This is a genomic window from Sporosarcina sp. G11-34 (assembly GCF_026931025.1).
Genome location: NZ_JAHNZW010000007.1, coordinates 210379 through 222719 on the forward strand (window position 1 = coordinate 210379; position 12341 = coordinate 222719).

Consider the following 12341-nt stretch of genomic DNA (forward strand, 5'->3'; position numbering starts at 1 on the left):
CCTTGTCACTATGGAGATGGAGAAAAACTGGTACGTCGTTCACACGTACTCCGGATATGAAAACAAAGTAAAAGAGAATCTGGAAAAACGTGTAGAAACGATGGGTATGCAAGATAAAATCTTCCGTGTAATTATCCCGGAAGAAGAAGAAACAGATTTCAAAGATGGCAAAAAGCGTGTAGTTATGAAGAAAACATTCCCTGGATACGTTCTTGTCGAAATCATTATGACAGACGATTCATGGTATGTCGTTCGTAACACGCCTGGTGTTACAGGTTTCATCGGTTCTTCAGGTGGTGGAGCAAAACCGACACCGCTTCTTCCAGAAGAAGTTGAGTTCATCCTGAAACAAATGGGTGTGAAAGAAGGAAGAACGGAAATCGACTTCGCTGTTGGCGAAATGGTTCAAGTGCTTGAAGGTCCATTTGCAGACTTCCAAGGGAAGGTCGAAGAGATTGATGAAGCGAAAGAAAAAGTGAAAGTATCAGTCGACATGTTTGGTCGCGAGACGAATATGGAATTGGACTTTTCACAAATTCAAAAAACAGAGTAAAATATTGCTTGCATATAAGGCATAACAATGGTATCATTTCAAAGGTCAGCCTATAATCTAACGGTCTGATCGAATTAACTTATACTATCGACGCAAGTCGGCAGACACATATTGAGTGGGAGGGGCAACCCTATTACCACATCACGGACTTAAGGAGGTGTGCTTCGTGGCTAAAAAAGTTACTAAGATTGTTAAATTACAAATTCCCGCTGGAAAAGCAAACCCGGCTCCACCAGTTGGACCGGCGCTTGGACAAGCAGGTGTGAACATAATGGGATTCTGTAAAGAGTTCAACGCACGTACAGCAGATCAAGCAGGTCTAATTATTCCTGTTGAGATTTCTGTATATGAAGACCGTTCATTTACTTTTATTACAAAAACTCCACCTGCAGCAGTATTGCTAAAGGTTGCAGCTAATCTTCAAAAAGGTTCAGGTGAACCGAACAAAACGAAGGTTGCTACTGTTAAACGTGATAAAGTTCGCGAAATTGCAGAACAAAAGATGCCAGATCTAAACGCGGCGTCAGTTGAAGCGGCGATGGCAATGGTTGAAGGTACTGCACGCAGTATGGGAATCAAGATCGAAGACTGATCTGTAAGGTTGTTTTGTTGTAGTGGGGGTTGCGGTAGTTCTTTAGGACACGCAGCCCTTATTCGTGGGAGGTTTAATCCGTTAAAACCACAATTGAGGAGGAAATTTTAAATGGCTAAAAAAGGCAAGAAATTCACAGAAGCTTTGAAACTTGTTGACGCTATGAATACGTACACTGTTGAAGAAGCAGTTGACCTTGCGAAAAAAACAAGCACTGTTAACTTTGACGCAACTGTTGAAGTGGCGTTCCGTCTAGGAATTGACACGCGTAAAAATGATCAACAAATCCGTGGAGCAGTTGTGCTTCCAAACGGTACTGGTAAAGTTCAGCGCGTTTTAGTTTTCGCTAAAGGCGAAAAACTTAAAGAAGCTGAAGCTGCTGGTGCAGACTTTGCTGGAGACGCAGACTACATTGCGAAAATTCAACAAGGTTGGTTTGATTTCGACGTTATCGTTGCAACACCTGACATGATGGGTGAAGTTGGTAAGATTGGTCGTATTCTTGGACCAAAAGGACTTATGCCTAACCCAAGAACAGGTACAGTAACATTTGACGTTGCGAAAGCAATCGAAGAAATCAAAGCAGGTAAAGTTGAATACCGTGCGGACAAAGCGGGAATCATTCACGCGCCAATCGGAAAAGTATCATTTGACAACGAAAAGCTAGTAGAAAACTTCTTGACTGTATTTGATACAGTTCAAAAAGCAAAACCAGCTTCAGCGAAAGGCACATACATGAAGTCAGTTAACGTAACGACTACAATGGGCCCTGCTGTTAAAATCGATACGTCAAGCGTAGCAGTTCAAAAATAATATTGACAATGTCGTTATCTTCTAGTAAGATGACTGTTGTTGTTGATTATTTATAAACCATTTGTACCGTAGACAGTAGGAGCGGCGTGCCGCTTAAAATTCCTGCCGAGGACAAGACGCTCTTTTAATTTAAAGATGACGACTTTTCTGCCCTCGTGCCTACACATGTAGAACGAGGGCTTTTCATATCGGTATAGATGATACGAATCTTTAGGAGGTGTCCAGATGAGCAAAGTATTAGAAGCGAAACAAGCAGTAGTTGGTGAAATCACTGATAAATTAAACGCAGCAGCTTCAGTTGTTGTTGTTGATTACCGTGGTCTTAACGTAACTCAGCTAACAGAACTACGTAAACAGCTTCGTGATGCAGGAATTGACTTCAAAGTTTACAAAAACTCGATGTCACGTCGTGCTACTGAATCTGTTGGACTTGAAGGGTTGAACGAACACCTGACAGGACCAAACGCAATCGCATTTTCAAACGAAGATGTTGTTGCACCAGCGAAAATCCTTAACGATTTTGCTAAGAAAAATGACAAGCTTGAAATTAAAGCTGGTATCATCGAAGGTGCAATTGCATCTGCTGAAGACGTGAAAGCATTGGCAGAACTTCCATCACGCGAAGGTCTACTATCTATGCTTCTCAGCGTTCTACAAGCTCCGATGCGCAACCTTGCTGCAATTACAAAAGCTGTTGCAGATCAAAAAGAAGAAGAACAAGGCGCGTAATTTTGCGGCTTGAAACAAACCTTGCGGGTTAAAGCTCGACAAGATAAACTGCTTGCGAGTACCTGACAAAAACAAATATTAGGAGGAAATTATAATGACTAACGAACAAATCCTAGAAGCTGTTAAAGCGATGACAGTTCTTGAACTTAACGACCTTGTAAAAGCAATTGAAGACGAGTTTGGCGTAACTGCTGCTGCACCTGTTGCGGCTGCTGGTGGCGGAGCTGCTGTTGAAGAAGAGCAATCTGAATTCGACGTTGTCCTTACTGCTGCTGGAGACAAAAAAATCCAAGTTATCAAAGCAGTTCGTGAAATTACGGGCCTTGGCTTGAAAGAAGCTAAAGCAGTAGTTGACGAAGCTCCAAAAGCTGTTAAAGAAGGCGTTTCTAAAGAAGAAGCAGAAGAATTGAAAGCGAAACTTGAAGAAGTAGGCGCATCTGTAGAACTTAAGTAATCTATTAAATAAATGAAGAAAAGCTCGTCGGCGAAAGACGGGCTTTTCTTCGTTTTGTTGTATGTATATAGATTGAACTAAAGAATCTGGATACCAAACGTTTTTGGTGGGATTCTTTATTCTAACCTATATAGTATTTTTCTTTGTAGATATTCCTTTATGAAGGGGAGGGTCTATAATGTCTGATCATTATTATACAAAAGATCCAGTAGCGAAAAGCAATCCGACCGAATGGTCAACTGAATTACGTGGTAAAAGCCTTCGTTTCGAGACGGATGCAGGTGTTTTTAGTAAAGGGGAAGTAGATTTTGGATCGCGTCTTCTTGCTGAAAGCTTTGTTCTGCCTGAAGTGAAAGGTGATGTGCTAGACGTTGGGTGCGGTTATGGACCGATAGGTTTATCGATTGCGGCGTCATTTGCAGAGCGTAAAGTGCATATGATCGACGTGAACGAACGGGCACTAAGTCTTGCGAAGCGTAACGCGGAGCGAAATGATATAAAAAATATAACAATCTATTCAAGCGATTCCTTGTCAGCTGTTAAGGAAAAAGGGTTTGCCGCAATTTTAACAAATCCACCAATCCGAGCAGGAAAAGCAACGGTGTTTCGTTTTTTTGACGACGCATTTTCGAAATTGGAAATGGGTGGCGAGTTGTGGGTAGTTATCCAGAAAAAACAAGGTGCTCCTTCGACAATCAACCATTTAACAAAACTTTTTGGTGATGTTGAAACGATCGTTAAAAAGAAAGGTTACTATATTTTGAAAGCTGTAAAGTCTTGACTTTACAATATATTTAAGGTACCGTTATAAGATGCACAAAATATTATCATGCAGTCGTGTGCCTTTTTGCATGAACGTTGTGAATATATGGCATACTGACGATGTGTAAAAAAAGATTGTCAAACCGAAAATGAGCTCTTGCTAGAACTCGTTTTCTTTTTTGTTTTTTCGATATCATACACTATTTTTATGATTTCGCAAAGAACTATTATTGCATTATGAGGGGTGAATGAGTTGACAGGTCACTTAGTTCAATATGGTCAACACCGTCAGCGTAGAAGTTTCGCTAGGATCGCCGAAGTACTCGACCTTCCGAATCTGATTGAAATACAGACGGCATCTTATGAGTGGTTCATGGAAGAAGGCTTACTAGAAATGTTCCGTGATATTTCTCCGATTCAAGACTTCACGGGGAATCTTTCATTGGAATTTATCGATTACCATTTGGAAGAACCAAAATATCCAATGGACGAATCGAAAGAGCGTGACGTAACTTACGCGGCACCACTTCGCGTTAAAGTTCGATTGCACAACAAAGAAACTGAAGAAGTTAAGGAACAAGATGTGTTTATGGGTGATTTCCCGCTCATGACAGAAAACGGTACGTTTGTTATCAACGGTGCGGAGCGTGTAATTGTTTCCCAACTAGTTCGATCACCAAGCGTTTACTACAGCGCAAAGGTAGATAAAAACGGGAAACGTGGATTTGGAGCGACTGTTATACCGAACCGTGGAGCATGGTTGGAGTATGAAATCGATGCTAGAGACGTACTTCACGTACGAATCGACCGAACGCGAAAATTGCCGATTACGGTTCTGCTTCGTGCACTAGGTTTCTCATCTGATGAGGAAATCATTGAGTTAATCGGTGATAACGAATATTTACGTAACACTCTTGAAAAAGATAATACGGAAAACTCCGAAAAGGCCTTGCTTGAAATTTACGAGCGACTCCGCCCAGGTGAGCCACCAACGCTGGATAGCGCGAAGAATCTGTTATTCTCACGCTTTTTCGATGCGAAAAGGTATGACTTGGCGAACGTCGGTCGCTACAAAATGAATAAGAAACTTCATGTCCAAAACCGCCTATTTAATCAAACTCTTGCAGAGACACTTGTTGACCCTGAAACGGGTGAGATTCTCTTAGAGAAAGACGAGATCATTGATCGCCGGGCGTTGGATCGTCTGTTGCCACATCTTGAAAAGGGGATTGGGTTTGAAGAAATTTCCCATACAAGCGGTGTTCTTGACGAGAGTATCACAATTCAAACAATCAAAATATACGCTCCTAATCCTAGCTCGACTGAAAGTGATGAAAAGCAAATCATCAATGTAATTTCGAATGCGTATGTTGAAGATGCTATTAAACATGTTACGCCTGCGGATATCGTTGCGTCAATTAGCTATTTCTTTAACTTGCTACACGGCGTAGGAAATACAGATGACATTGACCACCTAGGTAACCGTCGTCTTCGTTCAGTAGGCGAGCTTCTTCAAAACCAATTCCGAATCGGACTTTCCCGTATGGAACGGGTTGTAAAAGAGCGGATGTCCATTAATGACACTCAGTCTATTGTACCGCAACAACTCATTAATATTCGTCCAGTTATTGCATCGATAAAAGAGTTTTTCGGAAGTTCACAGCTGTCACAGTTTATGGATCAGACGAATCCGCTTGCGGAATTGACACATAAACGAAGATTGTCTGCACTTGGACCCGGTGGGTTAACGCGTGAACGTGCTGGTTTTGAAGTGCGTGACGTTCATTACTCTCACTACGGTCGCATGTGTCCAATCGAGACACCAGAGGGACCGAACATCGGACTTATTAACTCCCTTTCAACATTTGCAAAGGTGAATAAGTTTGGGTTTATCGAAACACCTTACCGAAAAGTCGATCCGGTATCGGGCCGCGTAACTGAACAAATTGATTATTTGACAGCAGATATTGAAGATAACTACGTAGTTGCACAAGCAAACGCAGTACTTGCTGAAGATGGTTCATTTGTAAGTGAGGGCGTCGTTGGGCGTTTCCAAGGTGATAACACGATTTTCAAACGTGAACAAATTGATTACATGGATGTTTCGCCCAAACAAGTTGTTTCTGCGGCAACAGCATGTATTCCATTCTTGGAAAACGATGACTCGAACCGTGCACTTATGGGAGCGAACATGCAACGTCAAGCCGTTCCTTTACTGAATCCAGAGGCGCCATTTGTTGGTACCGGAATGGAGCACGTATCGGCACGGGACTCGGGAGCTGCTGTTCTATCGGTATATGATGGTATTGTAGAGCATGTGGAAGCTAGAGAAATCCGTGTTCGTCGTATTGAAACGGTCGAAGGTAAAGAAGTAAAAGGTGAGCTTTCAACGTATCGCTTAGATAACTTTATTCGTTCGAACCAAGGAACATGTTATAACCAACGTCCAATCGTTAGCGTTGGCGATCGAGTTTCACCAAATGAAATTCTTGCAGACGGCCCATCGATGGAAAGCGGAGAACTTGCTCTAGGGCGTAACGTTCTTACAGCATTCATGACATGGGAAGGTTTCAACTACGAGGATGCAATCATTATGAGTGAACGTCTCGTAAAAGACGATGACTATACTTCAGTTCATATTGAAGAATACGAGTCAGAAGCGAGAGATACAAAACTGGGTCCCGAAGAAATTACGCGTGACATTCCAAACGTCGGTGAAGAAGCACTTCGTCATCTAGACGACCGTGGAATCATCCGTATTGGGGCCGAAGTGCGTGACGGTGACATCCTTGTCGGGAAAGTAACTCCAAAAGGGGTAACTGAACTAACAGCGGAAGAACGTCTTCTCCATGCAATCTTTGGAGAAAAAGCGCGCGAAGTTCGCGATACATCTCTTCGTGTACCACACGGAGCGGGTGGAATCATTCTGGATGTGAAAGTGTTCAACCGTGAAGACGGAGACGAACTGCCACCAGGTGTGAACCAACTAGTTCGTGCGTATATTGTTCAAAAACGGAAAATTTCTGTTGGAGACAAAATGGCCGGACGTCACGGAAACAAAGGTGTTATTTCTCGAATCTTACCAGAGGCAGATATGCCGTACATGCCAGATGGCACACCAATCGACGTTATGCTTAATCCGCTTGGAGTTCCTTCACGTATGAACATTGGACAGGTACTTGAAATGCATCTTGGTATGGCCTCTAGAATACTTGGCCTGCATATGGCATCACCTGTATTTGACGGAGCAAACGAAGAAGACGTTTGGTCTACGATGGAAGAAGCCGGAATGGACCGTGATGGGAAAACAATTCTCTATGACGGACGTTCGGGTGAAGCATTCGACAACCGTGTATCGGTTGGCGTGATGTACTTGATCAAACTTGCGCATATGGTTGATGATAAACTTCATGCGCGTTCAACAGGACCGTACTCACTCGTTACACAGCAACCACTAGGCGGTAAAGCCCAGTTCGGTGGACAGCGTTTCGGGGAGATGGAAGTTTGGGCGCTTGAGGCATATGGTGCAGCTTATACGCTTCAAGAAATTCTAACAGTTAAATCAGATGACGTCGTAGGTCGCGTGAAGACATACGAAGCAATCGTTAAAGGTGAAAGTGTCCCTCAACCAGGAGTTCCAGAATCATTCAAAGTATTGATAAAAGAACTTCAAAGTCTCGGTTTGGATGTCAAGATGCTCGATGCGGAGTACGAAGAAATTGAACTGCGTGATCTTGATGAAGATGATGATATGCAGCCAACGGACGCATTGAACCTTGAAAAAGTAGATTGAAGTATTTAATTAACGAAGTGAATAGACGGGGAAGCGATACGTTTCCCCTTTATTTTTTCATAATGGAACACGCTTGCTCGGAAAAAGCAATGCTAGCGATAAGACTAAAGGGAGGTAGGCTCCTTGGTAGATGTTAATAATTTTGAGTATATGAAGATTGGCCTTGCTTCATCAGATAAGATTCGTTCATGGTCATACGGTGAAGTTAAGAAGCCTGAAACAATTAACTACAGAACATTAAGGCCGGAAAAAGAAGGTCTATTCTGTGAAAGAATTTTTGGACCTACGAAAGACTGGGAATGTCATTGTGGGAAATACAAACGCGTCCGATATAAAGGTGTCGTTTGTGACCGTTGTGGAGTAGAAGTAACGCGTCAAAAAGTTCGTCGTGAGCGTATGGGTCATATCGAGCTTGCAGCGCAAGTAACACATATATGGTATTTCAAAGGGATTCCAAGCCGTATGGGCTTAATACTCGACATGACGCCTCGTGCGCTTGAAGAGATTATCTATTTCGCGTCTTATGTCGTTGTCGATCCCGCGGATACGCCACTTGAAAGAAAGCAATTGCTTTCCGAAAGGGAATATCGCATTTACCGTGAGAAGTATGGCAACAAATTCCTAGCGCTAATGGGTGCAGAAGCAATTGAAAAACTTCTTGCGGCAATCGATTTGGATAAAGAAGCAGACTCCTTAAAAGAGGAACTGAAAACTGTTCAAGGACAACGTCGTACACGAGCAATTAGACGTCTAGACGTTGTTGAATCATTCCGTCACTCGGGTAACCGACCTGAATGGATGGTTCTCGAAGTGTTACCAGTTATCCCGCCGGAACTACGCCCAATGGTGCAATTAGACGGTGGACGTTTCGCAACTTCTGACTTGAACGATTTGTATCGTCGAGTTATTAACCGGAACAACAGACTGAAAAGGCTTTTGGATCTTGGAGCACCGGGTATTATCGTTCAGAACGAGAAACGGATGCTACAAGAAGCTGTCGATGCACTTGTCGACAACGGTCGCCGTGGTCGTCCAGTTACCGGACCAGGAAACCGTCCGCTTAAATCCCTTTCTCATATGTTGAAAGGTAAACAAGGTCGTTTCCGTCAGAACTTACTTGGAAAACGAGTCGACTATTCGGGCCGTTCGGTTATCGTAGTTGGACCAAATCTTAAAATGTACCAGTGTGGGTTGCCGAAAGAAATGGCAATTGAACTATTCAAACCGTTTGTTATGAAAGAACTTGTTGAACGAGGACTTGCACATAACATTAAGAGCGCAAAACGTAAAATTGAACGCTTGCATTCAGAAGTTTGGGACGTTCTAGAAGAAGTTATTAAGGAGCATCCGGTCTTATTGAACCGTGCCCCAACTCTTCACCGACTAGGTATTCAAGCATTCGAGCCGGTACTTGTAGAAGGCCGAGCAATCACTCTTCACCCGTTAGTATGTACAGCTTATAACGCTGACTTTGACGGAGACCAGATGGCTGTTCACGTTCCACTTTCGGCAGAAGCACAAGCTGAAGCACGTCTTCTTATGCTTGCGGCGCAAAACATTTTGAATCCGAAAGATGGAAAACCGGTTGTTACACCTTCTCAGGATATGGTTTTAGGAAACTATTACCTAACACTTGAACGTGCGGGTGCAGCTGGAGAAGGATTTGTGTTCCGTGATGCAGATGAGGCACTCATCGCTTATCATAACGGTCACGTTCATCTTCATTCACGCGTTGCTGTTCAAGCAGGTTCACTAAATAACCCGAATTTCACAGAAGAGCAAAACGGTCAACTTCTTCTAACGACTGTCGGGAAAATCATCTTTAATGAAATTTTGCCGAAATCGTTTCCATATATCAACGAACCGACAGATTTCAACTTACAAGAAGAAACACCTAGCAAGTACTTTATCCCAGGAACTGTGGACGTGAAGAAGCATATCGCTGCCGCTGAACTCGTACCTCCGTTTAAAAAAGGTATTCTACAAAATATCATCGCGGAAATATTTAAGATTTTCCACATTACGGAAACGTCGAGAATGCTTGACCGCATGAAAAACCTTGGATTCAAATACTCAACGCGTGCAGGACTTACAATCGGAATGTCCGATATTATCGTTCTCCACAACAAAGAAGAGATACTTGAAGAAGCTCAAGGCAAAGTAGACAAGGTATTGCAACAGTTCCGTCGTGGTCTCATTACGGAAGAAGAACGATATGACCGAGTCATTTCATATTGGAGTCATGCGAAGGATGTCATTCAAGACAAATTGATGGAATCCCTCGATAATCAGAACCCGATTTATATGATGAGTGATTCTGGCGCAAGGGGTAACGCATCTAACTTTACGCAACTAGCTGGTATGCGTGGTCTGATGGCTAACCCGGCCGGAAAAATTATTGAACTTCCAATCAAGTCTTCATTCCGTGAAGGGTTAACAGTACTTGAGTACTTTATCTCTACGCACGGTGCGCGTAAAGGACTTGCAGATACAGCCCTTAAGACGGCTGACTCAGGTTACTTAACACGTCGACTTGTTGACGTTGCACAAGATGTTATCGTTCGTGAAGACGAATGTGGTACGGATCGTGGTCTGGAAATCAGCGCGCTTATGGAAGGTGCAGAACTTATTGAAGGACTCGACGAGCGTATTGTTGGACGTCACACGAAGAAAACAATTTGGCATCCTGAAACAGGGAAAGTACTTCTTGCTAGAGACGAAATGATTACAGAAGATGCAGCACGTGTTATTTTGGATGCGGGTATTGAGACGATAACAATCCGTTCAGCATTTACTTGTAACACGAAGCACGGCGTATGTAAGAAATGTTACGGCATTAACTTGGCAACAGGTGAACACGTCGAGGTCGGCGAAGCAGTGGGAATCATTGCAGCGCAGTCAATCGGTGAGCCGGGTACACAACTTACAATGAGGACTTTCCATACTGGTGGAGTTGCGGGGGATGACATTACACAAGGTCTTCCACGTATCCAGGAAATTTTCGAAGCGCGGAATCCGAAAGGGCAAGCCGTTATCTCGGAAATTACAGGAGAAGTTACTGAAATCGATGAAATCCGTGAAGGTCAAAAAGAAATAACAATTACGGGTGAAGTTGAAACACGTAAATACCTTGCACCGTACAATGCGCGTCTGAAAGTAGACGTTGGGGATATGATTGAACGCGGAGAAGCGTTTACGGAAGGTTCTATCGATCCGAAAGAACTTATCGTAGTTAAAGACGTTGCTACCGTTCAAAATTATCTATTGAAAGAAGTTCAAAAAGTTTACCGAAGTCAAGGTGTTGAAATTGGTGATAAGCACGTTGAAGTAATGGTTCGCCAAATGCTTCGTAAAGTGCGCATTATTGAGGCGGGTAACACAGACTTGTTACCGGGCTCATTAGTCGATATCCATCAGTTCTCAGACGCTAACAAAATTGTGCTAGATGCAGGGAGAGTTCCTGCAACATGCCGTCCTGTGATTCTAGGTATTACAAAAGCTTCACTCGAGACGGAATCCTTCTTATCTGCTGCTTCCTTCCAGGAAACAACACGTGTCCTAACAGACGCGGCAATCAGAGGAAAAACAGACGAGTTACTCGGTCTGAAAGAGAACGTTATTATCGGGAAGCTTGTACCTGCAGGAACTGGTATGCAACGTTACCGTCAAATCCGTATGGACCAAGACGAAACGGAAAAGACAGCCAAGAAAGTACCAGCAGAGTAAGTGTTAAACATATGGGGGAAATTAAAAAAGTTTTCCCCTGTTTTTCTTTAAGCATTGACAATTTTTAAAACAAGTGATAATATACAAAAGGTTGATAGTTAAATGTCTGAGCTTTGGAGGATATGTAAATGTCTTATGAAAAAGTGGAACAGGCGAAGTATACAATCATCGGTACTAAGCAGACAGTGAAAGCAATTCGTGCAGGTATAGTAGCGGAAGTTATTATTGCGCAGGATGCTGAAGAACGGATAATAACTCCAGCAATGGAGGAAGCCGAACTTGCTAGTGTCCCTGTAACATATGTCGATTCGAAAAGGAAACTTGGAGAAGCATGCGGCATACAAGTTAGTGCAGCCGTGGTTGCGATTACTGTATAACAGTGTTTGTGTTCTCGAGGCACAAAGACTTTGTTTTTTACCTAAAAATGAACCACCTGGATGTGTGGTCTTACAAATAAACATTTGAGAGGAGGACAAACCGATGCCTACAATTAACCAATTGGTCCGCAAACCACGTAAATCTAAAGTGGAAGGATCTAAAGCACCAGCACTCGGAAAAAGCTATAACAGCTTTAAAAAGTCAATGACAAACGTAAACTCACCACAAAAACGGGGTGTTTGTACACGTGTTGGAACAATGACACCGAAGAAACCGAACTCGGCACTACGTAAATATGCACGTGTTCGTTTGACTAACTCATTAGAGGTTAACGCTTATATCCCTGGTGAAGGTCACAACTTGCAAGAGCATAGTGTGGTACTTATCCGTGGAGGACGCGTTAAAGACTTACCTGGTGTGCGTTACCATATCGTTCGTGGAGCACTTGATACAGCTGGAGTTACTGGCCGTATGCAAAGTCGTTCAATGTACGGAGCAAAAAAACCTAAAGTTAAAAAATAATAAATTAACCAAAAGTTAT

Annotated in this window: 10 protein-coding genes and 1 other annotated feature; all 10 genes read left to right on the plus strand. The window is 42.9% G+C overall.

Annotated features, from left to right (window positions below):
• Nucleotides 1-16 precede the first annotated feature (16 nt).
• On the plus strand, nt 17-553 hold the full coding sequence (gene nusG / locus KSU66_RS12120; protein ID WP_269051822.1) for a transcription termination/antitermination protein NusG: 537 nt from the start codon (nt 17-19) through the stop codon (nt 551-553).
• Between the two features lie 166 nt (nt 554-719).
• Nucleotides 720-1145, plus strand: coding sequence for a 50S ribosomal protein L11 (rplK, locus tag KSU66_RS12125; RefSeq protein WP_269051718.1), 426 nt, complete (start codon nt 720-722; stop codon nt 1143-1145).
• 111 nt (nt 1146-1256) lie between these two features.
• Nucleotides 1257-1958, plus strand: a complete 702-nt coding sequence (rplA, locus tag KSU66_RS12130; RefSeq protein WP_269051719.1) for a 50S ribosomal protein L1 — start codon at nt 1257-1259, stop codon at nt 1956-1958.
• Nucleotides 1959-2006: 48 nt separating this feature from the next.
• Nucleotides 2007-2153, plus strand: a sequence feature (ribosomal protein L10 leader region).
• Between the two features lie 30 nt (nt 2154-2183).
• Nucleotides 2184-2687, plus strand: coding sequence for a 50S ribosomal protein L10 (rplJ, locus tag KSU66_RS12135; protein ID WP_269051720.1), 504 nt, complete (start codon nt 2184-2186; stop codon nt 2685-2687).
• Nucleotides 2688-2781: 94 nt separating this feature from the next.
• Nucleotides 2782-3141, plus strand: a complete 360-nt coding sequence (rplL, locus tag KSU66_RS12140; RefSeq protein WP_269051721.1) for a 50S ribosomal protein L7/L12 — start codon at nt 2782-2784, stop codon at nt 3139-3141.
• 178 nt (nt 3142-3319) lie between these two features.
• A complete protein-coding gene (locus tag KSU66_RS12145) occupies nt 3320-3922 on the plus strand; it encodes a class I SAM-dependent methyltransferase (RefSeq protein ID WP_269051722.1) in 603 nt (200 codons plus the stop codon).
• A gap of 234 nt (nt 3923-4156) precedes the next feature.
• Nucleotides 4157-7696 carry a DNA-directed RNA polymerase subunit beta gene (rpoB, locus tag KSU66_RS12150; RefSeq protein ID WP_269051723.1) on the plus strand — a complete coding sequence of 1180 codons (3540 nt, stop codon included), beginning with the start codon at nt 4157-4159 and terminating at the stop codon, nt 7694-7696.
• A 123-nt stretch (nt 7697-7819) separates the two neighbouring features.
• Entirely contained in the window at nt 7820-11422 is a 3603-nt protein-coding gene (gene rpoC / locus KSU66_RS12155; protein ID WP_269051724.1) for a DNA-directed RNA polymerase subunit beta', read from the plus strand.
• Between the two features lie 128 nt (nt 11423-11550).
• The gene (locus KSU66_RS12160) at nt 11551-11799 is read left to right on the plus strand and encodes a ribosomal L7Ae/L30e/S12e/Gadd45 family protein (protein WP_269051725.1); all 249 of its coding nucleotides are present in this window, start codon (nt 11551-11553) and stop codon (nt 11797-11799) included.
• Between the two features lie 103 nt (nt 11800-11902).
• Nucleotides 11903-12322 (plus strand): 30S ribosomal protein S12, encoded by a 420-nt coding sequence (rpsL, locus tag KSU66_RS12165; RefSeq protein WP_269051726.1) that lies wholly within the window; start codon nt 11903-11905, stop codon nt 12320-12322.
• Nucleotides 12323-12341 lie beyond the last annotated feature (19 nt).